This window comes from Salmonella sp. SSDFZ54 (assembly GCF_004010735.1).
GTDB classification, from domain to species: Bacteria; Pseudomonadota; Gammaproteobacteria; order Enterobacterales; family Enterobacteriaceae; genus Salmonella; species Salmonella enterica.
On record NZ_CP034819.1, the window covers coordinates 220,743 to 244,468 of the forward strand.

The 23,726-nt window shown below is 54.9% G+C and carries 24 protein-coding genes; 9 read left to right on the plus strand and 15 right to left on the minus strand.

The annotated features are described in order from the left end of the window. Positions 1 to 14: 14 nt before the first annotated feature. From EOS97_RS01040 to EOS97_RS01060, 5 genes are all read right to left on the minus strand, one after another. Positions 15 to 1,304 carry an MFS transporter gene (locus tag EOS97_RS01040; RefSeq protein WP_000028931.1) on the minus strand — a complete coding sequence of 430 codons (1,290 nt, stop codon included), beginning with the start codon at positions 1,302 to 1,304 and terminating at the stop codon, positions 15 to 17. A gap of 55 nt (positions 1,305 to 1,359) precedes the next feature. Next, positions 1,360 to 2,565, minus strand: a complete 1,206-nt coding sequence (rhmD, locus tag EOS97_RS01045) for an L-rhamnonate dehydratase (RefSeq protein ID WP_001530644.1) — start codon at positions 2,563 to 2,565, stop codon at positions 1,360 to 1,362. 13 nt (positions 2,566 to 2,578) lie between these two features. After that, a complete protein-coding gene (locus EOS97_RS01050; protein WP_000894173.1) occupies positions 2,579 to 3,361 on the minus strand; it encodes an IclR family transcriptional regulator in 783 nt (260 codons plus the stop codon). Between the two features lie 249 nt (positions 3,362 to 3,610). Then, the gene (locus tag EOS97_RS01055) at positions 3,611 to 4,807 is read right to left on the minus strand and encodes a nicotinamide mononucleotide deamidase-related protein YfaY (protein WP_000935689.1); all 1,197 of its coding nucleotides are present in this window, start codon (positions 4,805 to 4,807) and stop codon (positions 3,611 to 3,613) included. Positions 4,808 to 4,921: 114 nt separating this feature from the next. Beyond that, complete coding sequence (locus tag EOS97_RS01060; protein WP_001670658.1) at positions 4,922 to 5,464, minus strand: YfaZ family protein; 543 nt, start codon at positions 5,462 to 5,464, stop codon at positions 4,922 to 4,924. Positions 5,465 to 5,742: 278 nt separating this feature from the next. Between EOS97_RS01060 and nudI the strand changes: the two genes are divergently transcribed. Continuing rightward, the gene (gene nudI, locus EOS97_RS01065; protein ID WP_001249902.1) at positions 5,743 to 6,168 is read left to right on the plus strand and encodes a nucleoside triphosphatase NudI; all 426 of its coding nucleotides are present in this window, start codon (positions 5,743 to 5,745) and stop codon (positions 6,166 to 6,168) included. 44 nt (positions 6,169 to 6,212) lie between these two features. On the opposite strand, the gene pmrG is transcribed toward nudI, so the two are convergent. After that, positions 6,213 to 6,818 (minus strand): lipopolysaccharide core heptose(II)-phosphate phosphatase PmrG, encoded by a 606-nt coding sequence (pmrG, locus tag EOS97_RS01070; protein ID WP_000879258.1) that lies wholly within the window; start codon positions 6,816 to 6,818, stop codon positions 6,213 to 6,215. A gap of 298 nt (positions 6,819 to 7,116) precedes the next feature. Between pmrG and arnB the strand changes: the two genes are divergently transcribed. The 7 genes from arnB to arnF are packed head-to-tail and all read left to right on the plus strand — an operon-like array spanning position 7,117 to position 14,469. Beyond that, positions 7,117 to 8,256 (plus strand): UDP-4-amino-4-deoxy-L-arabinose aminotransferase, encoded by a 1,140-nt coding sequence (gene arnB, locus EOS97_RS01075; protein ID WP_001279284.1) that lies wholly within the window; start codon positions 7,117 to 7,119, stop codon positions 8,254 to 8,256. A 2-nt stretch (positions 8,257 to 8,258) separates the two neighbouring features. Then, positions 8,259 to 9,242 carry an undecaprenyl-phosphate 4-deoxy-4-formamido-L-arabinose transferase gene (arnC, locus tag EOS97_RS01080; protein WP_000458893.1) on the plus strand — a complete coding sequence of 328 codons (984 nt, stop codon included), beginning with the start codon at positions 8,259 to 8,261 and terminating at the stop codon, positions 9,240 to 9,242. Next, positions 9,239 to 11,221 carry a bifunctional UDP-4-amino-4-deoxy-L-arabinose formyltransferase/UDP-glucuronic acid oxidase ArnA gene (arnA, locus tag EOS97_RS01085; protein ID WP_127836102.1) on the plus strand — a complete coding sequence of 661 codons (1,983 nt, stop codon included), beginning with the start codon at positions 9,239 to 9,241 and terminating at the stop codon, positions 11,219 to 11,221. The genes arnC and arnA overlap by 4 nt, the downstream gene beginning before the upstream one ends. Continuing rightward, positions 11,218 to 12,117, plus strand: a complete 900-nt coding sequence (gene arnD / locus EOS97_RS01090; RefSeq protein ID WP_000169757.1) for a 4-deoxy-4-formamido-L-arabinose-phosphoundecaprenol deformylase — start codon at positions 11,218 to 11,220, stop codon at positions 12,115 to 12,117. The genes arnA and arnD overlap by 4 nt, the downstream gene beginning before the upstream one ends. Next, positions 12,114 to 13,760 (plus strand): lipid IV(A) 4-amino-4-deoxy-L-arabinosyltransferase, encoded by a 1,647-nt coding sequence (gene arnT / locus EOS97_RS01095; RefSeq protein WP_000978046.1) that lies wholly within the window; start codon positions 12,114 to 12,116, stop codon positions 13,758 to 13,760. Before arnD ends, arnT begins: the two co-directional genes overlap by 4 nt. After that, entirely contained in the window at positions 13,757 to 14,092 is a 336-nt protein-coding gene (gene arnE, locus EOS97_RS01100) for a 4-amino-4-deoxy-L-arabinose-phosphoundecaprenol flippase subunit ArnE (RefSeq protein WP_000580685.1), read from the plus strand. Before arnT ends, arnE begins: the two co-directional genes overlap by 4 nt. Beyond that, positions 14,092 to 14,469: a 4-amino-4-deoxy-L-arabinose-phosphoundecaprenol flippase subunit ArnF gene (gene arnF, locus EOS97_RS01105; protein WP_000538692.1), complete on the plus strand. Its 378-nt coding sequence runs from the start codon at positions 14,092 to 14,094 to the stop codon at positions 14,467 to 14,469. The genes arnE and arnF overlap by 1 nt, the downstream gene beginning before the upstream one ends. Here arnF and pmrD read toward each other — a convergent pair. The 9 genes from pmrD to EOS97_RS01150 all read right to left on the minus strand — a co-directional run bounded on the left by pmrD (position 14,464) and on the right by EOS97_RS01150 (position 22,745). Beyond that, positions 14,464 to 14,721: a signal transduction protein PmrD gene (gene pmrD / locus EOS97_RS01110; RefSeq protein WP_000455132.1), complete on the minus strand. Its 258-nt coding sequence runs from the start codon at positions 14,719 to 14,721 to the stop codon at positions 14,464 to 14,466. The two genes, arnF and pmrD, sit on opposite strands and share 6 nt — an antisense overlap. Positions 14,722 to 14,818: 97 nt before the next feature. Beyond that, positions 14,819 to 16,186 (minus strand): o-succinylbenzoate--CoA ligase, encoded by a 1,368-nt coding sequence (gene menE / locus EOS97_RS01115; RefSeq protein WP_000144655.1) that lies wholly within the window; start codon positions 16,184 to 16,186, stop codon positions 14,819 to 14,821. Further along, positions 16,183 to 17,145, minus strand: coding sequence for an o-succinylbenzoate synthase (menC, locus tag EOS97_RS01120; RefSeq protein ID WP_001255560.1), 963 nt, complete (start codon positions 17,143 to 17,145; stop codon positions 16,183 to 16,185). Before menC ends, menE begins: the two co-directional genes overlap by 4 nt. Then, entirely contained in the window at positions 17,145 to 18,002 is an 858-nt protein-coding gene (gene menB / locus EOS97_RS01125) for a 1,4-dihydroxy-2-naphthoyl-CoA synthase (protein ID WP_000640013.1), read from the minus strand. Before menB ends, menC begins: the two co-directional genes overlap by 1 nt. 14 nt (positions 18,003 to 18,016) lie before the next feature. Beyond that, complete coding sequence (menH, locus tag EOS97_RS01130) at positions 18,017 to 18,775, minus strand: 2-succinyl-6-hydroxy-2,4-cyclohexadiene-1-carboxylate synthase (RefSeq protein ID WP_000979136.1); 759 nt, start codon at positions 18,773 to 18,775, stop codon at positions 18,017 to 18,019. Next, the gene (gene menD / locus EOS97_RS01135; protein WP_000116394.1) at positions 18,772 to 20,442 is read right to left on the minus strand and encodes a 2-succinyl-5-enolpyruvyl-6-hydroxy-3-cyclohexene-1-carboxylic-acid synthase; all 1,671 of its coding nucleotides are present in this window, start codon (positions 20,440 to 20,442) and stop codon (positions 18,772 to 18,774) included. The genes menH and menD overlap by 4 nt, the downstream gene beginning before the upstream one ends. A gap of 85 nt (positions 20,443 to 20,527) precedes the next feature. After that, positions 20,528 to 21,823 carry an isochorismate synthase MenF gene (gene menF, locus EOS97_RS01140; protein ID WP_000555674.1) on the minus strand — a complete coding sequence of 432 codons (1,296 nt, stop codon included), beginning with the start codon at positions 21,821 to 21,823 and terminating at the stop codon, positions 20,528 to 20,530. A 100-nt stretch (positions 21,824 to 21,923) separates the two neighbouring features. Beyond that, complete coding sequence (gene elaB / locus EOS97_RS01145; RefSeq protein ID WP_001519663.1) at positions 21,924 to 22,229, minus strand: stress response protein ElaB; 306 nt, start codon at positions 22,227 to 22,229, stop codon at positions 21,924 to 21,926. A gap of 54 nt (positions 22,230 to 22,283) precedes the next feature. After that, a complete protein-coding gene (locus EOS97_RS01150) occupies positions 22,284 to 22,745 on the minus strand; it encodes a GNAT family N-acetyltransferase (protein WP_000568155.1) in 462 nt (153 codons plus the stop codon). 60 nt (positions 22,746 to 22,805) lie between these two features. Here EOS97_RS01150 and rbn point away from each other — a divergent pair, with 60 nt between their 5' ends. Then, positions 22,806 to 23,723: a ribonuclease BN gene (rbn, locus tag EOS97_RS01155; protein WP_000419093.1), complete on the plus strand. Its 918-nt coding sequence runs from the start codon at positions 22,806 to 22,808 to the stop codon at positions 23,721 to 23,723. Positions 23,724 to 23,726 lie beyond the last annotated feature (3 nt).

Below are 23,726 nucleotides of genomic sequence, written 5' to 3' on the forward strand. Positions count from 1 at the left end.
CAACGTAGATAAGATTAATGATGCGCAGCGCCGGATTGCGCCACCGGACGATTAACGCTCAGCGTGAAGATAATTAATGAGCCAATGATGGCGACTCCGGCCAGCGTCAGCAGGCCCGCCGCATCGCTGGCAAACAACGTTTCCGCTTTTACGCGCAGAATTGGGGCAATAAAACCGCCCACAGCGCCAAACAGATTAACGAAACCAATTCCTGCCGCCAGAGCCGTACCGGAAAGTAGCTGCGTCGGCATGGTCCAGAATACGGGCTGAACGGCAATAAACCCTACTGCTGCAACACAGAGCGCCAGAATAGCGAGCACCGGAGAAACCAGACCTGACAGGCCAATGCCAATACCCGCAGCCAGTAACGTCACTGCCGCAACGTTACGGCGATCGCCGGTACGGTCGGAGTAGCGAGGAATAAGCCATGTGCCAAGCAAAGCCGCCACCCAGGGAACCGCTGTTACCACCGAAGCGGTAAAGCCCACTTTAGTGCCCAATAGCGCGGCAACCTGGGTCGGCAGGAAAAAGATGAGTCCGTATACCGCCACCTGAATCGTCAGATAAATAATAGCCAGTTGCCAGACGCGTCCATTACGCAGCGCATCCGCAAGCCTTGACGTGACCTTTTTCTCTTCTTCGCTCGCCAGTTGCCTGATAAGCGCGTTCTTTTCTTCCAGGCTAAGAAAACGCGCCTGCTGCGGAGTGTCATCAAGCCAGAAAAAGGTGAATATCCCTGCGCCAATCGCCAGTAGGCCTTCGATAACGAACATCCAGAACCATCCCGGGTGCCCCATAAAACCATGCATCTCCAGCAGAGCGCCGGAGAGCGGCGAACCCAACGTTAACGCCAGCGGCGCGCCCATATAAAATAGCCCCATAATGCTGGCACGGTTACGCTGCGGGAACCATTGTGAAGTTAGATAGATCATGCCGGGGAAAAATCCAGCCTCCGCCGCGCCCAATAGCGTGCGGATTATCAGGAATTTTGCTTCACTATCCGCCCAGGCCATCGCAGCAGAGAGAAAGCCCCACAGCAGGGTAGTCGTGCCGATCCAGGTTCTTGCGCCAAATTTGCGCATCAGCAGGTTAGCCGGTACGCCAAGGAAAGCGTAAACCACAAAGAAAATACCGGCCCCTAGCGCGTAGGCTTCATTACTTAGCCCGGTATCTATCTGATAGGTCTCTTTGGCAAAACCAATATTTGAACGATCCAGAAACGCCAGTACATACAGTGCCAACATAAAAGGAATTAAACGTGCGCGGTTTTTCTTCACTACGCCGTCAAGTAAAGTGATGCTCATAGCAATATCCTCAACAGGATGAGGGCGTTGCCGTACAAAGGCAACGCACGAGTTATTAGTGGCTATAAGGGCGTTTCAAGTGACAGTCACGGTTAAGCTCGACGCCGAAGCCCGGCTTATCCAGCACTGATTTATGGATGCGTCCATTCACCGGCACCGGCTCATCCAGGAGAATCGGGTCAAATTGCGGACGCAGGGTGGAGCAGTCCGGGCTGGTCATCAGGAACTCGCTGAAAGGGGTATTAGTGAAAGTAATAACTGCATGGTGCGAATAGACAGACGAACCGTGCGGCACCACCAGTTGCCCGCGCGATTTGGCAAGCGCGGCGATCTCAACCAGCGTGGTTAATCCGCCGCACCAACCAACATCCGGCTGCATAATATCAATGCCGGTTTCTGCCAGAGTGCGAAAGGATTGCAGCGTACCATGGTGTTCGCCGCTGGTAACCATCATCCCTGCAGGCGCGTTGCGTTTTAATTCGCGATAGCCTTCATACTGCTGCGGCGGCAGACACTCTTCAATCCATTTGAGATTAAATGGCGCACAGGCGTGAGCCAGTTTAGTCGCATAGTTCACATCCTGACTCATCCAGCAGTCGAGCATCAGCCAGAAATCCGGCCCGCACTTTTCACGCATATCCGCCACCATCGCGGCATCTTTACGGATCCCCGCATCACCATCGTGCGGTCCCCAGTGAGTCGGCATTTTACCGCCGATAAAGCCCATTTCTTTAGCCAGATCCGGGCGTGCGCCGGTGGCGTAAAACTGAATTTCATCGCGTACCGCTCCGCCCAGCAATTTATAAACCGGCAGCCCAACCACCTTGCCAAACAGATCCCACAGCGCCAGATCCACACAGGAAATCGTGTTCATCACCAGACCGCCGGAACCGGAGTAGTACATGGTCGCGCCGAGCATCTGATCGTGAATAAGTTTGATATCGCTTACGCATTTGCCTTCAATAAACCGGTTAAGATGTTTTTCTACGATAAAACAGCCCATCTCCCCTGCTGTCGAAACGGCGAACCCCGTCTGCCCATTTTCCGCCTCTACTTCGACAATCAGCGTCCCTAACACGTTGATCCCAAAAGACTGACGAGACTGCTCATAGTCGCGATATTTGCTCATGGGAGTGGCGATATGGTCATCAATCCAGTGATTTCCTCCCTGGTCGTGATAATCCCCGCCGCCAGCCCCTTTCTCTGCGGTAGCGCCCCCAATAAACCAGGCTCGAACGTGTTTAATTTTAGGAAGAGTCATAATATTCTCCATTTTAAGATGCGAGTGAGTCGAAGGGACTTTTCCATCCCAACAGGCGTGAAATATCTTTGGCACAGGCAATAGCTTTACCGGCCAAATAATCAAGATTCTCTTCGTTGATTTGCAGGCGTGTGCCGACCACTGAAATTGCCGCGGTCAGTTCGTTTCTGGCATTAAATACCGGTGCGGCAACGCAGCGGACATCCGGATAATCCTCCCCGTTATCAAAGCTCCATCCACGCTGGCGAATGCGTTCCAGCTCATCATTCAATTGTTGCGGCTCGGTGATGGTGGTCAGCGTGGCTCGCTCCCATACCATTTTTTCAATAATGGCTTTGCGTACGGCGGCCGGCTGCCATGCCAGCAGGCATTTGCCGATGCCGGAACGATAAAGAGAGAGGCTTTTCCCCTCATGCGAGCGCACGCTGATAGTGGATGAGGATTCCACTTTCAGTATGTAATACGCATTTTCGTGGTCGATGATCCCCAAGTGACACAGCAGCCCGGTTTCATCCATCAGTTGTGTTAGACGAGGACGCGCCAGCTCCCGCAGATCCATCTTGCTGAGCGCATGACCCGACAATTCAACGAGCTTAGTCCACAGGCAGTAGTTCTCCTGATGATCGAGGCTAATAAATCGCTGACGTTTTAATTCATTCAACAGCAGGTACGCGGTGCTTTTTGGAATACGCAACGTTTCAATAATGATTGCCGCGCTGCATGGGCCAATACGCGCGATCAAATTGAGGATGTCGATTGCGCGAGTAAGAGCCGGGACTTTACTTGATTCCAACATATTGGACTCCAGTCTGAGACACTGGAATCAGTGTGAAAGGTCAGCAGGGAAAAAATTGTGAAGCGCGTCAAAGCTTATCCGCCTTCCAACGGAGTGGAAGGGTTAACCATATAAATGTGAATTAACGCACGTATTACTTTGTATTCAGTACAATTGGCTGGACAAAAAAGCAGATAATATTGCCGGATAATGGCATAGCGGCCTTATCCGGCTCACGATGTCGTTCTCATCGCAGATAAGAGAAAGGGATTATGATGTCAATGATTCAACCACGTCTATCCAGCCATGCTCGCTGATAATGTCCTCGCCATTAAGCCAGCGGCGCAGCATATTTAGCGCCATCATCGCACAGACCTCCTGACGTATTGCCAGACTATACCGATTGGCGCTAAAACGCACGCGTAAGGCATACGTGCCATCCGGCGTCGCCAGCGCGAAATTAAGATGTTCGTTTTCCAGCCCCGACACGGCCAGCGCCAGACCGGCATAATGATTGCTGCGTCGTTCTGTCGTCCAGTGTGCCGTTTGCGCCAGCGTCTCTTCCTGAGAAGGAACGACTTCGCTGGCAAGAACAGGCGCCCCGGCGCGGGAAAGCTGTAGCGCCAGTAAGCCGCTGGTGTATTGCTCGCTCAACGTCAGACTCAACTGCCTTTCCTGCAGGCGGCGGGCTATTTGCGCCGGCAGGTTTTCCGTACCTTCAAAAATCAGACTCTGCCCGGCGACCCGTTTGACCTCTGGCCATAACGCCAGCATCGCCTCCCGTTGCGTCGCCGGGCCGGTCAACTTCAGTTCAATGATCGGCATTGATGAGCGATACCCCATCGTCACGCCGGGCGGCAACGGCAGTGAATCGAGACGCTGCGCGAGGTCACTTTCTGAACGTCCAAAAGTCGTTAACCGCAGGCAAAGCGGCGGCTCCGGCAGCGAAAAACGCGCGCGTAACCGCGGTAAGATTTCCTTCTCCACCATAACCTTAAATTCCGACGGTACGCCGGGGGTGAAAAACATCAGGCAGCGGTTGAGCTGGAGCGCAAATCCACAGGCAGTGCCGACCGGATTATTAATAAACTCCGCGCTGGCAGGCAGTTCCGCCTGTTTACGGTTGCTCGGCGCCATCACGCGACCACGCTGCTGAAAGTAACGTTCCATTTCGGTCAGCCACGCCTGGTGCAGTACTAATCCTTCGCCTTTTGCCGTTGCCGCGGCGAGCGCGCTTAAATCATCGCTGGTCGGCCCTAACCCGCCATTAACAATCAAAACATCAGCATGTTGACTGCGTTCACGCAAGATAGCGACCAGACTGTCCAGATTATCGCCTACCGTATTTCGCCGTGATAACGGAACGCCCTGATGAAAGAAAAAATCAGCCAGCCAGGCGGCATTGGTGTCAACGATTTGTCCGTGCAACACCTCATCCCCGGTGGATAGCATTTCCACATTTAGCATTGTGTTCTCCTGCTCTTATGATGAAAACACTATAACGCAAAGACGAATATGACGTGGAAAGAAGAATGACGGGAACAGGAGGAATATGGCGCGACGATTGCCGCGCCGTTAGCATCAAAAGCTGGCGTTTACGCCAACATAAGGGCCGTCAGCAATCGCATTATCGCGGTTGCCGTCTTTACCCGCCAGGTTCAGGTAACGATAACCGGCTTCAATGCTCAGCGGGCGCATAATGGTGAAACGCGCGCCTGCATTCGCTTCTTCATAGCTGTCGATACCGCTGGACAGCGAATCTGGTGAATAATAATACTCGCCGAACAGACGGAAGCTGTTGCCGATTTTCCATTGTAGCCCACCGCCGACAGCCGCCGCATAGCCTTCATCGCTGTCTTTCGGATTGGTATAAATACCTTTACCGCCGACCGTCGCCAGCAGAGGTCCCACCGGAATGTTCAGCCCCAGACCCACGCCCGCAGCATCGCCATCATCATCGTTGTGCATCCAGTTGCCGCTTAGCGCCAGTCCCGTCGATTCCGTACCAAAACCCACGCCAATGTTGGTGTAATCTTCGCCCGCCTGGCCGCTAATACTGATGGCCTGCGCCGATGCAGAAACGAACAGCATTCCGGCAAAACCTAATAATATGCTTTTTTTCATTTTTACCCTTTCCAGCAAGCACATAAAGAAAAACTCCCCAAAACGGCAGAATTGTACTGCCAGACGCTGAGGAATCAATGCACTAAGAAACCATTCCAAAAACATATTGTAACGAAATACTACTTTCGCCATGACGCATCATTGCGCCATCACATGGTGACGCCTGCATCAACAGGATTAACAAAAAACGCAGTCTGCGTTATCGCTTCCATTTTTCACAAAGAATTTCGCAGAATGATTTGTTAAGCTGACGACCTGGTGGTTTAAGGAAGCGACTTATGCGTCAACGAACTATAGTTTGCCCATTAATTCAAAATGATGGCTGTTATCTGCTGTGCAAAATGGCCGACAACCGCGGCGTCTTTCCCGGTCAGTGGGCGCTGTCGGGCGGCGGGGTCGAGCCGGGCGAACGCATTGAAGAGGCGCTGCGTCGGGAGATTCGGGAGGAACTCGGCGAACAACTGATTCTGAGCGATATTACGCCGTGGACCTTCCGCGACGATATCCGCGTTAAAACCTACGCTGATGGCAGACAAGAAGAGATTTATATGATTTATCTCATCTTCGACTGTGTTTCCGCTAATCGCGATATATGTATTAACGACGAATTTCAGGACTACGCCTGGGTCAAGCCAGAAGAACTGGCGCTGTATGATTTGAATGTAGCGACACGCCACACATTAGCATTGAAAGGGTTATTATAATGACGACAGCCGCTTCAGGCTGTCTTTACGCTTTTAACATGCGGCTAGCCGGGAACAAATTCACCATCTAAAAAGAGTTTTCCATTTTCCGCATGCATAACGAGCGCATTAAGATAGTCCGGATCAAACTTTACGCCGCGCTTATTTTTTGCAATATACGTCAAACAATGATTATGGGTAAAAATGACTATATTTTTATTCTGCGACTTTTTCAGTAACGTATTGATTGAAGCATAAATACCGCTGCCGCAATCCATCATTTTTTTATCCACCGTAAGCGACCTGCCCGCAGAAAACCAGGTTGCCGACTGGATGGTGCGCACCGTATTACTGGAATAGAGATTGTAATTTTGTATATCGGCACTGAAGGCTTTACCCAGCGCTCTGGCGTCTTGCGCACCGTTGACCGTAATCCCCGTGCTGTCTGACAGGCAGGTATTATCGGAACGATCGCACCGCTCGGCATGGCGGAATAACACGACTACCGGATGCTGCTTCGCCAGCGCCGCCAGCGCTTTACCGTTAATCTGCGGTAGACCGTTACCACTCCAGGCATGTTGTGAGGTCAACCCGGCGATAATAACCAACGCCCCCGCCAGAGTCGCGAGATAGCGTTTGTTTTTAATAAAGCGTAGGGTAAATGCCAGCACATTAACCTCTCAGGCAGACAGTGCAGCTAACTTAATAGCAATACGATTAAAATGAAATTCCGCAACGGAAGACCAGGCCAGAAACATAAAAACAGCTTTTGGGCATGCATAAAATGCCTTAAACTTTCGGCGAAAGCAAAGCATAATTCCGTTAAAAATTATCTTTTTACTTCACCTTAATTTCTTAATGTTAATTTAATATTCATCCAGTAGGGTTCAGCTAAATGCGTTAAAAAATAAGCCCTTTTCTATTGCCGAAATATTTGAAAAGCGGCTTTCAATGGCTGAAGGAAAAATGATGTCGGACTTTTTGCCTTTCTCCCGTCCGGCGATGGGCGCGGAAGAGCTCGCTGCCGTTAAGACCGTACTGGACTCAGGTTGGATAACAACCGGCCCGAAAAATCAGGAACTGGAAGCGGCGTTTTGTCGGCTAACTGGCAATCAATATGCCGTTGCCGTCAGTTCAGCCACTGCCGGTATGCACATCGCGTTGATGGCGCTGGGCATTGGTGAAGGCGACGAGGTCATTACACCGTCAATGACGTGGGTTTCTACGCTAAATATGATCGTTTTACTCGGCGCGAACCCCGTCATGGTCGATGTCGATCGCGATACGCTGATGGTCACGCCTGAACATATCGAAGCTGCGATTACGCCACAAACCAAAGCAATTATCCCCGTCCACTACGCTGGCGCGCCCGCCGATCTGGACGCTATTTACGCTCTTGGCGAGCGTTATGGCATCCCGGTGATTGAAGACGCGGCGCACGCGACAGGAACCAGCTACAAAGGTCGCCACATTGGCGCCCGGGGCACCGCGATTTTCTCCTTCCACGCCATTAAGAACATCACCTGCGCTGAAGGCGGTATCGTCGTCACGGATAACCCGCAATTCGCCGATAAACTACGCAGTCTCAAGTTTCACGGGCTTGGCGTTGATGCCTGGGATCGACAGAGCGGGGGACGCGCGCCACAAGCGGAAGTCCTGGCGCCGGGCTACAAATATAATTTGCCCGACCTCAACGCCGCTATCGCGCTTGCTCAGTTACAGAAACTGGATGCGCTTAACGCTCGCCGCGCCGCCATCGCAGCGCAGTACCACCAGGCAATGGCAGACCTGCCTTTTCAGCCTCTGAGCCTTCCGTCGTGGGAACATATTCACGCCTGGCATTTATTCATTATCCGGGTCGATGAAGCCCGCTGCGGTATTACCCGGGATGCTCTGATGGCATCGCTGAAAACGAAAGGCATCGGCACAGGACTGCATTTCCGCGCCGCGCATACGCAAAAATATTATCGCGAACGTTTCCCAACGCTCACGCTGCCTGACACCGAGTGGAACAGCGAGCGGATCTGCTCACTGCCGCTCTTCCCGGACATGACCGAGAGTGACTTTGATCGAGTCATTACCGCCCTTCATCAGATAGCAGGACAATAAGCATGTTTGACGCCGCCCCCATAAAAAAAGTCTCGGTGGTTATTCCTGTCTATAACGAACAGGAAAGCCTGCCGGAATTGATAAGACGCACCACCACCGCCTGCGAGAGTCTGGGCAAAGCGTGGGAGATTTTATTGATAGATGATGGTAGCAGCGATAGCTCGGCGGAGCTGATGGTTAAGGCGTCCCAGGAGGCCGATAGCCATATCATCTCTATTTTACTCAACCGTAACTACGGTCAACATGCAGCAATTATGGCGGGGTTTAGCCATGTAAGCGGCGATCTTATCATTACGCTGGATGCCGATCTGCAAAACCCGCCGGAAGAGATCCCACGTCTGGTGGCGAAAGCCGATGAAGGGTTCGATGTGGTAGGCACCGTGCGCCAGAACCGACAAGACAGCCTGTTTCGCAAATCGGCGTCAAAAATCATTAATCTGCTGATCCAGCGCACAACGGGCAAAGCGATGGGCGATTACGGCTGCATGTTACGCGCCTATCGCCGCCCTATTATCGATACTATGTTGCGCTGCCATGAACGCAGCACCTTTATCCCTATTCTGGCCAACATTTTCGCTCGTCGGGCTACCGAGATCCCGGTGCATCACGCTGAACGTGAATTTGGCGACTCTAAATACAGTTTTATGCGTCTCATTAACCTGATGTATGACCTGGTGACCTGCCTGACGACGACGCCGCTGCGCCTGTTGAGTCTGCTGGGCAGCGTTATCGCCATCGGCGGGTTTAGCCTGTCGGTATTGCTTATTGTACTTCGCCTGGCGCTGGGACCGCAGTGGGCGGCGGAAGGCGTATTTATGCTCTTTGCCGTCCTGTTTACCTTCATCGGCGCGCAATTCATCGGTATGGGGCTGCTGGGCGAATACATCGGTCGCATTTATAACGATGTCCGCGCCCGCCCCCGCTATTTTGTTCAACAAGTTATCTACCCGGAAAGCACGCCGTTTACTGAGGAAAGTCACCAATGAAAGCCGTTATTTTTGCCTATCACGATATGGGATGTCAGGGCGTGCAGGCCGTACTGGATGCCGGGTATGAGATTGCCGCGATTTTTACTCATGCCGACAATCCTGCGGAAAACACCTTTTTTGGCTCCGTCTCCCGGCTGGCGGCAGAATTAGGGATTCCGGTTTATGCGCCGGATAACGTAAACCATCCTATCTGGGTCGACCGCATCGCTGAGCTTGCGCCGGATATTATTTTTTCGTTCTATTACCGCAACCTGTTAAGCGAAGAAATTCTGCACCTCGCCCCGGCTGGCGCGTTCAATCTGCACGGTTCTCTATTGCCTGCCTATCGTGGCCGTGCGCCGCTAAACTGGGTTCTGGTTAACGGCGAAAGCGAAACGGGCGTAACGCTGCATCGTATGGTCAAACGTGCCGACGCCGGAGAGATTGTCGCCAGTCAACGCGTTGCTATTGCGCAGGACGATGTTGCGCTTACCCTGCATCATAAGCTATTCCAGGCCGCGCGCCAGTTGCTTAATAGCATCCTGCCCACCATGAAATGCGGCGATATACCTTCTGTTCCCCAGCGTGAGTCTGACGCTACGTATTATGGTCGCCGCAGGCCGGAAGATGGCCTTATCGACTGGCACAAACCGGTTTCCACGGTGCATAACCTGGTGCGGGCGGTAGCCGCCCCCTGGCCCGGCGCGTTCAGCTATAACGGCTCGCAAAAATTCACTATCTGGTCTTCCCGAATTTGTCCGGATGCGCAGGGCGCGCTTCCCGGCTCGGTAATTTCGGTCTCTCCGCTGCGGGTCGCCTGCGCCGATGGCGCGCTGGAGATTATTACCGGCCAGGCCGGAGACGGTATTACTGTACAGGGCTCGCAGCTTGCACAGACGCTTGGTCTGGTGGCGGGCGCGCGTTTGAACCGTCCACCAGCGACCAGCGGTAAACGTCGCATTCGCGTTCTCATCCTCGGCGTCAACGGTTTTATCGGCAATCATTTGACCGAACGGTTACTGAATGAAGAGAATTACGAGGTCTACGGTATGGATATTGGCAGCAACGCCATTAGCCGATTCCTGCTCCACCCTCGCTTTCATTTCGTGGAGGGAGATATCAGCATCCACTCAGAATGGATCGAATATCATGTCAAAAAATGCGATGTCGTACTGCCGCTGGTAGCGATTGCTACCCCGATTGAATACACCCGCAACCCGCTGCGCGTCTTTGAACTTGATTTTGAAGAAAATCTGCGGATTATCCGTTATTGCGTGAAATACCGTAAACGCGTGGTTTTCCCGTCTACCTCTGAAGTGTACGGCATGTGTACGGACGCCTCTTTTGACGAGGACAAATCGAATCTGATCGTCGGGCCGGTGAATAAGCCACGCTGGATTTACTCCGTTTCCAAACAGCTTCTCGACCGGGTGATTTGGGCTTATGGCGAAAAAGAGGGATTGCGCTTCACGCTTTTCCGTCCCTTTAACTGGATGGGGCCGCGGCTGGATAGCCTGAACGCGGCGCGTATCGGCAGTTCACGCGCGATAACGCAGTTGATTCTGAACCTGGTAGAAGGGACGCCGATCAAGCTTATCGACGGTGGTCAGCAGAAGCGCTGTTTCACCGATATTCGTGACGGGATCGAAGCATTATTCCGCATTATTGTGAATGATGGCGATCGGTGCGATGGCAAAATCATTAATATCGGCAACCCTGACAACGAAGCCAGTATTCAGGAACTGGCGACGCTGTTGCTCGACAGTTTTGATAAGCATCCGCTGCGCTGCCATTTCCCACCATTTGCCGGTTTCCAGGTCGTCGAAAGCCGTAGTTATTACGGCAAGGGTTATCAGGATGTCGCACACCGGAAACCCAGTATCGACAATGCCAGGCGCTGTCTGGGCTGGGAACCGTCTATTGCGATGCGTGATACGGTTGAAGAAACGCTGGACTTCTTCCTGCGCAGCGTAGATATCGCGGAACGCGCATCATGACGAAAGTCGGTTTACGCATTGACGTTGATACTTTGCGAGGAACGCGTGAAGGTGTCCCCCGGCTGCTGGCGACATTGCATCGCCACGGCGTTCAGGCCAGCTTTTTCTTCAGCGTCGGGCCGGACAATATGGGACGTCATCTTTGGCGTCTGATAAAACCGCGATTTTTATGGAAAATGCTACGTTCAAACGCCGCTTCGCTCTACGGCTGGGATATCCTGCTGGCCGGTACCGCCTGGCCGGGAAAAAATATCGGCAACGCCAATGCCGGGATTATTCGTGAAACGGCAACATACCATGAGACGGGACTACATGCCTGGGATCACCATGCGTGGCAGACTCACAGCGGCCACTGGAGTATCCGCCAGCTTGAAGAAGATATCGCGCGCGGCATAACGGCGCTTGAGGCCATTATCGGAAAACCCGTCACCTGCTCAGCCGCGGCCGGCTGGCGAGCGGATGGGCACGTTGTTCGTGCGAAAGAGCCGTTCAACCTGCGGTATAACAGCGATTGCCGTGGAACCACCTTATTCCGTCCGCTACTGATGCCGGGCCAGACCGGGACGCCGCAAATCCCGGTTACCTTACCCACGTGGGATGAGGTTATCGGCCCCGCCGTTCAGGCGCAGTCGTTCAATACCTGGATTATCTCCCGTATGTTGCAGGACAAAGGCACGCCGGTATATACCATCCATGCGGAAGTCGAAGGTATTGTCCATCAGCCGCTGTTTGAAGATTTGCTCGTTCGTGCACGTGACGCGGGGATCACCTTTTGTCCTCTGGGCGAACTGCTGCCGACATCGCCTGAGTCTCTGCCGTTGGGGCAAATTGTACGTGGACACATCCCTGGCCGTGAAGGTTGGCTGGGGTGCCAACAGGCAGCGAGCGCCTCATGATGAAATCGATACGCTATTATCTGGCTTTCGCCGCATTTATCGCGCTCTACTATGTTATTCCTGTCAATAGCCGCCTGCTCTGGCAGCCGGATGAAACGCGCTATGCCGAAATAAGTCGGGAGATGCTGGCGTCTGGCGACTGGATCGTGCCGCATTTTCTGGGATTACGTTATTTTGAAAAACCGATAGCCGGTTACTGGATAAACAGTCTGGGTCAGTGGCTTTTTGGCGCTACCAATTTTGGCGTGCGGGCTGGCGCTATTTTAACGACATTGCTGGCCGCAGCGCTGGTGGCGTGGCTGACGTTCCGCTTATGGCGGGATAAACGTACCGCGTTGCTCGCCTCCGTTATCTTTCTCTCCCTCTTTGCCGTTTACAGTATCGGGACGTATGCGGTACTCGACCCGATGATCGCGCTTTGGCTTACGGCCGGGATGTGTTGTTTCTGGCAGGGGATGCAGGCCACGACCCGAACGGGCAAGATTGGGATGTTTTTGCTACTGGGTGCAACCTGCGGTCTGGGTGTATTAACTAAAGGCTTCCTCGCCCTGGCCGTACCGGTAGTGAGCGTGCTGCCGTGGGTTATTGTCCAGAAACGCTGGAAGGACTTTTTGCTATACGGCTGGCTGGCGGTCTTGAGCTGCTTTGTGGTTGTCCTTCCCTGGGCGATCGCCATTGCGCGACGCGAAGCCGATTTCTGGCATTACTTTTTCTGGGTGGAGCATATCCAGCGATTCGCCATGAGCGATGCCCAGCATAAAGCCCCTTTCTGGTACTATCTGCCGGTACTGCTCGCGGGAAGTTTACCGTGGCTGGGGTTACTGCCTGGCGCGCTTAAACTGGGCTGGCGCGAGCGAAACGGCGCATTCTATTTGCTCGGATGGACGATCATGCCGCTTCTCTTTTTCAGCATTGCGAAAGGGAAACTGCCCACCTATGTTCTTTCCTGTTTCGCACCGATAGCGATACTCATGGCGCGCTTCGTCCTGCATAACGTAAAAGAAGGCGTCGCCGCGCTACGTGTCAACGGCGGGATCAACCTGGTGTTCGGGATAATCGGGATCGTCGCGGCGTTTGTCGTCTCCTCATGGGGCCCGCTGAAATCGCCGGTGTGGACGCATATCGAAACCTATAAAGTGTTTTGCGTCTGGGGCGTCTTTACTGTTTGGGCGTTTGTGGGCTGGTATAGCTTCTGTCATAGCCAAAAATACCTATTACCCGCGTTTTGTCCGCTGGGACTGGCGCTGCTGTTCGGCTTTTCCGTCCCCGACAGGGTGATGGAGTCCAAACAGCCACAGTTTTTTGTCGAAATGACCCAGGCGCCTTTGGCATCAAGCCGCTATATTCTTGCCGACAACGTGGGCGTCGCCGCCGGGCTGGCCTGGAGTCTGAAACGAGACGATATTATGCTCTACGGACACGCGGGCGAACTCAGGTATGGTCTTAGCTATCCTGATGTGCAGGATAAATTCGTTAAAGCCGACGATTTTAACGCCTGGCTCAACCAGCATCGTCAGGAGGGCATTATTACGCTAGTACTTTCAATAGCCAAAGATGAAGACATCAGCGCTCTTTCCCTTCCCCCTGCGGACAATGTTGATTATCAGGGGCGTCTGGTGTTAATTCAGTATCGGCCTAAATGATCGGCGTCGTTCTGGTGCTTGCCAGTCTGCTCAGCGTTGGCGGTCAGCTCTGCCAGAAGCAAGCGACACGGCCATTGACGGCGGGCGGACGCCGCCGTCACCTGATGCTGTGGCTGGGCCTGGCGCTGATATGCATGGGCGCAGCGATGGTGCTGTGGCTGCTGGTGCTACAAACCCTGCCGGTGGGGATTGCTTACCCGATGTTGAGTCTGAATTTTGTCTGGGTCACGCTGGCGGCCTGGAAAATCTGGCATGAACAGGTTCCGCCCCGCCACTGGTTGGGCGTCGCATTGATTATCAGCGGCATTATCATTCTGGGGAGTGCGGCATAATGGGCGTAATGTGGGGACTGATAAGCGTTGCGATTGCCTCCCTCGCCCAGTTGAGTTTAGGATTCGCCATGATGCGGCTGCCATCGATAGCGCATCCACTGGCGTTTATTTCCGGACTGGGCGCATTTAATGCCGCGACCCTGGCGCTATTTGCCGGTTTAGCGGGGTATCTGGTTTCCGTCTTCTGCTGGCATAAAACATTACACACGCTCGCGCTCAGCAAAGCCTATGCGCTACTGAGTCTCAGCTATGTGCTTGTCTGGGTAGCCTCAATGCTGTTACCCGGTTTGCAAGGCGCTTTCAGCCTAAAAGCGATGCTCGGCGTATTGTGTATTATGGCGGGGGTAATGCTGATTTTTCTACCCGCCAGATCATGATGGCTTGCGCGTCAACCGCTGCCATTCGTCGCAGGAATAACAGCGTGCATCAACGATTTTTAAGGTCTGGTGTTTTTCCCGATTAATACAATACTGCGCATCCTGTAAAGGCGACAGGATATCGCCAGGACTCAGTAATATCATGGAATTCGCCTCGGCGATCATTTTTAGCGAACCGCCGCTATCGCACAGCACCAGAACATGGCACGCCCTCTTTTTGACATAATGCGATTTCTTAACCAACCATTCCATAGCGCCCCCGTTTCACGCTGATTGTTCATAACACGTTACACATCAACGGATAAACAAAACGGCAATAGCGATGGAATGGTTGTATATTAACCTAACATTAATTTTTACAGCTCTCACACACCCACTGCTGGAGCGCACGGCGAGATATTTTAATCCCTCCGTTTTTCAGTTCTGACGGCAGCGTCAACCAGCGAACCGGCTGCTGAAAACGCGCCAGCTTATCGCGAACCCATTCAGCGAGGTTCACGTCTCCGGCCTGCGATGCATACTCCACAACCGCAACGGGACGATGACCAAACTCTTTATCTTCTACCGGCACGACGAAGGCTTGTTGCACCAGCGGATGCGCGTTAATAACGCGTTCAACTTCCTCCGGCTGAATGCCTTCGCCGCCGCTAAAGAACAGGTTGTCCAGCCGCCCGGCGATGGTTAGCCTGCCGTGGTTCAGCTCGCCGCGATCGCGCGTGGCAAACCAGCCCTCGTCATTAACCAGCGGGATCAGTTTGCCATCACGCCAGTAACCTTCCGCCATACTGGCGGCGCGCAGCCAGACTTCATTATCGACGATTCTGATCTCTCTGCCGGGAAGCGGCGCGCCAACATCATCCGAACCATCGGCCTCTTTGGCGCATACCGTAGACGCGAACTCCGTGAGCCCATACCCGCACCAGCAGCGAATCCCTTGTTTGCTGGCCTGGTCGGTGAGTTCAACCGGAATCACCGCGCCGCCGAGCAAAACGGCTTTCAGCGTCACCGCCGCCCGATTCGCCAGCAGCCGCCACAGCTGCGTCGGCACCAGCGAAGCATGAGTACACCCTGCCAGCATCTGCTCCAGCGGTTGCTTATCGCGTACCGTCATGCGCGCCCCGGCGAAGAGCCAACGCCACATAATACCCTGCCCGGATACATGAAACAGCGGCAGCGATAGCAGCCAGTCATCCTGCGGGCCAAACGGCATTAGCGAAAGCACCCCCTGCGCGCTGGCAAGATGCGCCTGGCACGTATGTACAGCCGCTTTTGGCAATCCTGTGGAACCCGATGTCAGCGTCATGGAAACCAGACGCTGCGGTTGCCAGGCCACAGCATACGCCGCTGTGCTCTTTTGTATCTGCAACGCGGTTAATCCGGAAAACGCGTTTTCGCCTTCCAGTGTCAGCGCAAAACGCAGCGTTAACTTCGGCACCAGCGCCTCCAGCAACGTCTGGGGCAACTGCGGATTGACGGGCAGAACCCGCGCGCCGCACTGCATCAGCGCAAGCCATGCCAACAGAGTGCGCGGCTGATTCCCGGCGCGCAGCAGAACACCGTCGCCCTCGCGTACGCCCTGCGCGGCAAACCCGTCCGCCAGCGCATCAATACGCTCACAGAGGGCGCGCCAGCTTAGCACTTCATCGTTCAGGCGCAGAGCGGGCGCCTGGCTGCGAACCTGACGCCAGTGGCGCCACGGCCAGTCCGTGAATGTCATAACAGTCGTTCCAGCTCATCACGCTTCAGACAAGGCAACGCGCTACCGGGCCAGGGGCGAATCTGTTGCGCCTGCATCAGATGCAAGGTATCCAGTCCGGGCAGCGTTCCCGGCGTCAACCAGGCGGCAATCCGCGCCAGTTGCGTCAGGCCGAGGCTGGACTCGATCGAAGAGCTGATGACCGCCGTCAGTCCCAACGCATGGGCGGCAGCGACTTGCTCACGCACTTTATCAAGCGATCCGGTCAGCGTAGGTTTAATAACCACAGCCCTGACGCCCTCTTCGGCTTCAAAGGTGAAATCCGCTTCGCGCAGACTTTCGTCCCAGGCAATCGCGATGCCGGTTTCACGGGCAAAGGCGCGGGAATCATCCCGCGTCTTACACGGTTCTTCGAGAAAGGCGATACGAGCGCGGTAGTCCGGATTAACGTACTTTGCGAACTGTTGGGCTTTTAGCGGCGTCCAGGCGCGATTCGCATCCAGACGCAGATGCAGATCCGGGATCGCCTCCAGCAGCAAATTAACCACCATGCCGTCACGTACCGCTTCATAGAGACCCACTTTGACCTTAGCGATTTTCTCGCCGGGCATATCGGCAAGCCGCAGCACCAAATCGTCAGGATCGCCAGTGCATAACGGCGCGGCGCGATAGTCCGCCGCCTCCGGCAAGACGCCAGTCAGTTCCGCCAGCGCGCAGCTTGCGCCAAACGCGACCGAAGGCATCTCCGGTAATCCCTCGCTCCCCTGAAGCCAGTCGTTCACCCACGTCAGGAGCGCCGTCTGCGCCTCTTCCCACGTTTCCTGACTGAACCCCGGCAGCGGAGAGATCTCTCCCCATCCCTCACGCTCGCCGTCACGCAGACAAACATACAGCCCGTCGCGAGTTTTTAACCGCCTGTCGCGCAGAACCACCCCCGCGTCCATGGGGATCTGCCAGCGGTATACCTGCGCGCTACGCATTATGGGTTCCGTTTGAATTTGCTGAAGTCAGGCTGACGCTTCTGGTTAAAGGCGTTACGGCCTTCCTGCCCTTCTTCGGTCATGTAGAACAGCATGGTAGCGTTGCCCGCCAGCTCCTGCAGCCCGGCCTGACCGTCACAATCGGCATTCAGCGCCGCTTTCAGGCAACGCAGCGCCATCGGGCTGTTTTGCAACATTTCGCGGCACCAGCGCACGGTCTCTTTTTCCAGATCCGCCAGCGGAACGACGGTGTTAACCAGCCCCATGTCCAGCGCCTGTTGCGCATCGTACTGGCGGCACAGGAACCAGATTTCACGCGCTTTCTTCTGACCAACGATACGCGCCATATACGAAGCGCCCCAACCGCCGTCAAAGGAGCCGACTTTCGGACCGGTCTGGCCGAAGATGGCGTTTTCCGCCGCGATGGTCAGGTCGCACATCATGTGCAGCACATGACCACCGCCGATAGAATACCCCGCGACCATCGCGACAACCGGTTTTGGACAGGTGCGAATCTGGCGCTGGAAGTCCAGCACGTTCAGGTGATGCACGCCGGAGTCATCCTGATAACCGCCGTAATCGCCGCGCACCTTCTGGTCGCCGCCCGCGCAAAACGCTTTATCGCCTTCGCCGGTCAGAATAATCACGCCCACGTTGTCGTCGTAACGGGCATCCGCCAGCGCCTGAATCATCTCTTTGACGGTCAACGGACGAAATGCATTGCGCACCTGCGGACGATTAATAGTGATTTTTGCAATACCGTCGGTGGATTTTTCATAACGAATGTCGGTGTAACCCTCCGAGCAGTCGTGCCATTCTACCGGTGCGTAAAGCATTGTTTCATCAGGATAGATCATAGTGTGTCCTTTAGTCAGAGACGCAGAATCTGAGCCAGACTGTCTACCACGCCAGCGGGGTTTTCCCGATGTGCGTTGTGTCCGGCGTTACGAATGACATGGCATGTCGCCGCCACTTCCTGCGCCAGGGCGCGGAATTTGCTGTCGCGTTCGCCACATAAATAATAAAACGGAAATGCCAGCGCGTTGAGCGCCTCGCGTAAATCCGGCTGGACGGCAAGCGATGTCGCCTCCAGCATCGCAGCCAGCGTTTCGCCGTTATTCTGGCTACGCAGCGCCGTTAGCGCCTGTCTTTGCTGCGCCGTCAGCGAGGCGAACACCGGCTGCTGATACCAGTCGTGAAAAACCTCAGTCAGGGGTTCACGACGAAAACGCTCTGCCCAGCGCCCGTCGGACAATCGTCTTTCAGCGCGCGCCTGTTCATTTTGCAGCCCCGGATGACCGCCTTCAACCACCAGGCCGCACAGGCCGGGTATTCCCTGGCAGGCTGCCATCATCGCCACACGGCCGCCAAGGGAGTATCCCACCAACCAAAACTTTAGTATGTTGTAACTAATTAACGTGGCGCGCAGTAATCTGATGACATCGGCAAATCCGCCGACCGGAATAGCCGCAGATCCGCCATGTCCCGGTAAGTCAATATAAAGCCGTGAACAGCCGTGAAACTGTTCGCCAACCGGCTGCCATTCACGGCAATCGCCAGAAAAACCGTGCAGGAAAACCAGCGAGGGCGCCCCAGGCTGTCCGGGCATGTGCTGCGCGTGCAACATCATAGATGGCTTACCTGAGCCAAAAGTTGCTGCAGCGTCTGCGCGCCATCCGTATCGTTTACCACCAGCTCAATCACCGTTGCCGCCGGGGTTCGCCACGCGCCAGCCAGCGCAGACTCCAGTTCTTCCCAGTTTTCCGGGCGATGATAGCGCAGGTTAAACATGGCGGCCGCATGGTCAAAATGGACGTTTTGCGGCATCAAATAAAAGCGCTCACGTTTGCTTTGCGGCGTCGGCAGCAGGGAGAAGATTTGCCCGCCGTTATTGTTGACCACAATCAACACAAACGGCGCGGATACCTGACGTAGTAACGCCAGCGCGTTAAGATCGTACAGCGCGGATAAATCGCCGACGATAGCCAGCGTCGATTTAGCGCTGGCGCGCTGCACGCCCGCCGCCGTGGAAAGCAGGCCGTCAATGCCGCTCGCCCCGCGATTGCTGTATACCGGATAGCCGGCCGGCAACTGTGACAGCGCGTCGATCAGACGCACCACCAGACTATTGCCCACGAACAATTGCCCCTGCTCCGGCAGATAGTCGCGGATACGGTGCGCCAGCTGCGCTTCGCCAAAGGTGTCTCGCTGCGCGACCACCCGTTGCCACGCCAGTTCCGCCAGACGCGGGATCTCTACACACCACGGTTTACGTTTTTCCGCCGGATGCATCTCCAGCCAGTCGGCGATTTTCGCTACCAGTCTGCGTCCACGATGGTGCGCCGGGTCCAGACGACCTTCAATATTGTCGATTACCCAATACTCTTCCGGCTCGCAGGTTGCCTGCCATTGCAGTAAGCGTTTTCCGGTAAGGCTACTGCCAAGCTGGACGACAATCTGCGCCTGCTGCAGTTCGGTCACCGCTTTGGCGTTGCCGAGCCACAGGTCGGCGCATGGCAGCGGCTGCCCGGTTTGCGACAATACGTCGCCAATTAATGGCCATCCCAGAGTTTGCGCCCACTGCGCCACTTTTTTGCCTTCTTCCGCGCTCATACGCCCGGCGACGACAACGCCGCGTTTTTGTCGCCAGAAGAACCAGTCGCGCTGTTTGTCGCTTTCCAGTCGACGCGCTTCGCGCAGCCAGGGCTTTTCATCCTGCCACCAGTCGCCGAGGCGCTGCTGCCAGACCAGACCGGTGTCATTCATATCGCCATACAGCGGTTCGGCAAAAGGACAGTTAATGTGCAGCGCGCCCGCATGAAGCATGGCGAGCGCATTGTCGATGGTCGACACCAGCCAGCGCGCCGGAATATCCTGCGTGGGACGCGGCAACGACAGAGTTTGGGAGGGGTGCGAGGCAAACATCCCCGCCTGACGGATCGCCTGGTTGGCGCCGCAGTCAATCAGCTCCGGCGGGCGATCGGCGGTAAGTAAAATGAGCTTCTCGCCCGTCAGACCCGCCTCAATCAGCGCCGGATAGAGGTTCGCCACGGCGGTACCTGAAGTGACAATAACGGCAACCGGCTGTTGGCTGACTTTCGCCAGCCCTAACGCCAGATGACCAAGCCCACGCTCATCAAAGTGCGTATGGTGAATAAAAGCAGGATTCTCTGCCGCCGCCAACGTGAGCGGCGTGGAACGGGAACCAGGGGCGATACAAACATGCCTGACGCCATGACGGGTTAAGGCTTCCAGGATGACCGCCGCCCAGCGCCGGTTAAATGCACTTACTGACATGAGTTTGTCCGGTATCAATCATTGGGACTAAGTATAAAGAGCTGCAAAAATGGATTATTGATATGGGTCGGGAATATGTGACTCATTACGCATCCATCTGCAATAAGGTACGTAACCCGGCCGCTTTATTATCTATTTCCTGCCATTCCTGTTCCGGATCGGAGCCGCGGACGATTCCCGCGCCGGCATACAACCGCACCACATTGGCCGTCACTTTGGCTGAACGTAACGTCACGCAAAACTCACTTTGCCGCGTGGAGAGATAGCCTGCCGACCCGGCATACCATTCACGTTCGAACGGCTCATGTTGTTCTATAAAACAACGCGCGGGTTCACGAGGGATCCCGGCGACCGCTGCGGTAGGCTGTAACTGGTGCAGGCAGAGCGTGTCATCCGCCTGATTAAGCGCCGTCCAGATACAGCGGCGCAAATGCTGTACCTTGCGCAGTCTGAGCACCTGCGGCGGCAGCACATCCAGCGAGTGGGTGCAGTTTTGCAGTCGCTGGCAGATGTCTTCGACAACCAGCATATTTTCTCGCTGGTTTTTATCGTCTTTCATTAACCATTCGCCAAGCTGCCAGGCTTTATGGTTATCCGGATGGTTCGCCACCGTCCCGGCCAGCGCTTCGGTACGCAGCGCCGTTTCACGCCGCCGCCAGAGCCGCTCCGGCGATGATCCCAGAAAGGCGGTATCGGCGGAAAAAGCCATAAAAAAGTGGTAGCAGTTGAGATTTAAACGACGACTGGACGCCATCATCGCGGCGGCATTGACCGGACGGGAGAATTGTAAGTCGGTGGCCCGCGCCAGCACAACTTTATCAAACGCCTCTTGCGCAATGGTGTGGGTGGCCTGCTGAATCAGCTTCACCCAACCGTCTTTGTCCGGCCAGTGCTGTTCGCTCGTGAGCGAAAGGCGCAGCGCCGGAACAGGCTTAATGCCGACCAGAGAAGCGAGAAACGCTTTCGCCTGGCGCGCATCATCGCGTAGCGAAACGTCACTGTGCAGATGTAAGCGTAAGGTCGCCGTACCACCGCTACGTCGCCACTCCAGCCGCGGCAGCAATAAGTAGCCCTCTTTCGGCTCGAACGCATTCAGCCCCCAAATACGCAGGTCAGGCTGCGCGTGCTGACGTAAAAACCGTTGCGCCAGATCGAGCGATGAAAAAACGGTGATTGCCCCGAGAACGGCAGCTTCTTCGTCGCCATTGCGCTGTTGCCAGTAGAATTGCGGAAAGGATGACTGGCTGGCCAGCCAGCTCAATGCATCGAAGGCATCGTTTAAAGGGAAAGGCGCATCGAAAACGCAAAGCCCAGGCGTCGCCGGTATCTCTTGCGATAGCTGGCGCGTCAGATTTTCCAGCGCAGTAGTAATAGAATGCACGCGGACCCTCCCTGTTAAAAACCCCACATTATACGGGGTACTGCCCTAAAAAAGCAGTACCTCATTTAGGGAGGGTTGCAATTCTGTTCAGTGGGGGGATTTAGCGCCGCGCCAGCAGCAGTCCAAGCACCAGTCCTACCGCCGCGCCTACGCCAATACCCTGCCAGGGTTTTTCATGAACGTAGTCATCCGCTTTATAAACGGCCTGCTTTGCCCGGTAATAATAGCTATCCGACGCATGGCTTACGCGGTTTTTCACCTCTTCCAGCGCTTGTTCCGCGCGGGCTTTCAGCTCAATGTATTTTTGATCGGCGGGATCGCCTGAGGAACGTAAAATCTCTTCCAGCGTTTCGCTGAGCAAAGTCAGATCATCATCAACACGTGATTCACCAAATTGATATGACATTCTCATTCTCCGTTGTGTTAACACCTGCTCCTAACTATAGTCAACGGTTTCGGTTTATGCCTGATGAACCTCCCGCGCCATTCCCCGGTGCGGAATGCCGTCTTCGTCATAAACATCGGTGACGGGAATAAAACCAAACCGCGCATAAAAAGGTTGCAGATGCGCCTGCGCCCCCAGATATAGCGGCTTATCCGGCCAGTGCCGCCCACAAGATTCCAGCGTTTTCGCCATTAATTGCTGGCCCAGTTTCGCCCCTCGCCAGGCGTCGCTGACGATCACCCGGCCAATGACAACCGGGTCTGATTCGTTATCGCTTTTCAGAATCCTCGCATACGCCACCAGCTCATCCTGATGCCAGCCCAGAATATGCCGATTGTCGCCGACTAAATCATCGCCATCCACATCCAGGTAAGGACAGCGCTGTTCTACCACAAAGACCGCGCAGCGCAATTTGAGTAACGCGTAAAGTTGAGGAACGGTAAGTTCGCTATGGTGGAGATCCTGCCAGTCAATCATGATGCGCTCCTGTGTTGTGGTAATCTTGGGTTAAACGATAACCAAACGTGTATGGACAAGATGGAATTAATTTTTTTAGGTACGTCCGCAGGCGTTCCCACGCGCTCACGCAATGTAACGGCAATTTTATTACATCTGCAACATCCAACGCAGCCGGGAGTATGGCTTTTTGATTGCGGCGAAGGGACACAGCATCAAATGCTTAATACCGCGTTTCATCCCGGTAAGCTTGAGCGCATTTTTATCAGCCATCTTCACGGCGATCATCTGTTTGGCCTGCCGGGTCTGCTATGCAGCCGGTCGATGGCGGGGAATCCCCATCCGCTAACCGTATACGGGCCTCAAGGCGTGCGTGAGTTTATTGCAACCACACTGCGACTTAGCGGTTCATGGACCGATTTTCCGTTGCAAATTGAAGAAATTAGCGCAGGCGATATTCTTGACGACGGTCTGCGTAAAGTGACCGCGTTCAGGCTGGAGCATCCACTGGAGTGCTACGGATATCGCGTTGTTGAACATGACAAGCCTGGCGCGCTGAATGCCAGGGCGTTAAAAGCCGCAGGCGTTACGCCCGGCCCGCTGTTTCAGGCGTTGAAGGCAGGAAAAACCGTCACGCTTGCCGATGGAAGGCAGATCAATGGCGCCGACTACCTTGCTCCCGCCGTGGCCGGGAAATCAGTGGCGATTTTCGGCGATACCGCGCCCTGCGAGGCCGCCCTCGCGCTGGCGCAAGGCGTGGATGTGATGGTCCATGAAACCACGCTGGATGCGTCAATGGAGGAGAAAGCCAACGCTCGCGGACACAGCTCCACCCGTCAAACCGCGACGCTGGCGCGGGAAGCTGCCGTCGGTCGGCTGATCATGACCCATATTAGCTCACGCTATGACGATAAAGGCTGTCAGCGCTTACTGGCGGAATGCCGCGCTATTTTCCCGGCGACGGAGCTGGCTTACGATTTTTCTGTTTTCCCGGTTTAGCGC

Bases quoted from the DNA above. Each gene is read 5' to 3' on its own strand.
- EOS97_RS01040 (WP_000028931.1), bottom strand. From the start codon at position 1,304: ATGAGCATCACTTTACTTGACGGCGTAGTGAAGAAAAACCGCGCACGT.
- rhmD (WP_001530644.1), bottom strand. From the start codon at position 2,565: ATGACTCTTCCTAAAATTAAACACGTTCGAGCCTGGTTTATTGGGGGC.
- EOS97_RS01050 (WP_000894173.1), bottom strand. From the start codon at position 3,361: ATGTTGGAATCAAGTAAAGTCCCGGCTCTTACTCGCGCAATCGACATC.
- EOS97_RS01055 (WP_000935689.1), bottom strand. From the start codon at position 4,807: ATGCTAAATGTGGAAATGCTATCCACCGGGGATGAGGTGTTGCACGGA.
- EOS97_RS01060 (WP_001670658.1), bottom strand. From the start codon at position 5,464: ATGAAAAAAAGCATATTATTAGGTTTTGCCGGAATGCTGTTCGTTTCT.
- nudI (WP_001249902.1), top strand. From the start codon at position 5,743: ATGCGTCAACGAACTATAGTTTGCCCATTAATTCAAAATGATGGCTGT.
- arnB (WP_001279284.1), top strand. From the start codon at position 7,117: ATGTCGGACTTTTTGCCTTTCTCCCGTCCGGCGATGGGCGCGGAAGAG.
- arnC (WP_000458893.1), top strand. From the start codon at position 8,259: ATGTTTGACGCCGCCCCCATAAAAAAAGTCTCGGTGGTTATTCCTGTC.
- arnA (WP_127836102.1), top strand. From the start codon at position 9,239: ATGAAAGCCGTTATTTTTGCCTATCACGATATGGGATGTCAGGGCGTG.
- arnD (WP_000169757.1), top strand. From the start codon at position 11,218: ATGACGAAAGTCGGTTTACGCATTGACGTTGATACTTTGCGAGGAACG.
- arnT (WP_000978046.1), top strand. From the start codon at position 12,114: ATGATGAAATCGATACGCTATTATCTGGCTTTCGCCGCATTTATCGCG.
- arnE (WP_000580685.1), top strand. From the start codon at position 13,757: ATGATCGGCGTCGTTCTGGTGCTTGCCAGTCTGCTCAGCGTTGGCGGT.
- arnF (WP_000538692.1), top strand. From the start codon at position 14,092: ATGGGCGTAATGTGGGGACTGATAAGCGTTGCGATTGCCTCCCTCGCC.
- pmrD (WP_000455132.1), bottom strand. From the start codon at position 14,721: ATGGAATGGTTGGTTAAGAAATCGCATTATGTCAAAAAGAGGGCGTGC.
- menE (WP_000144655.1), bottom strand. From the start codon at position 16,186: ATGACATTCACGGACTGGCCGTGGCGCCACTGGCGTCAGGTTCGCAGC.
- menC (WP_001255560.1), bottom strand. From the start codon at position 17,145: ATGCGTAGCGCGCAGGTATACCGCTGGCAGATCCCCATGGACGCGGGG.
- menB (WP_000640013.1), bottom strand. From the start codon at position 18,002: ATGATCTATCCTGATGAAACAATGCTTTACGCACCGGTAGAATGGCAC.
- menH (WP_000979136.1), bottom strand. From the start codon at position 18,775: ATGATGTTGCACGCGCAGCACATGCCCGGACAGCCTGGGGCGCCCTCG.
- menD (WP_000116394.1), bottom strand. From the start codon at position 20,442: ATGTCAGTAAGTGCATTTAACCGGCGCTGGGCGGCGGTCATCCTGGAA.
- elaB (WP_001519663.1), bottom strand. From the start codon at position 22,229: ATGTCATATCAATTTGGTGAATCACGTGTTGATGATGATCTGACTTTG.
- EOS97_RS01150 (WP_000568155.1), bottom strand. From the start codon at position 22,745: ATGATTGACTGGCAGGATCTCCACCATAGCGAACTTACCGTTCCTCAA.
- rbn (WP_000419093.1), top strand. From the start codon at position 22,806: ATGGAATTAATTTTTTTAGGTACGTCCGCAGGCGTTCCCACGCGCTCA.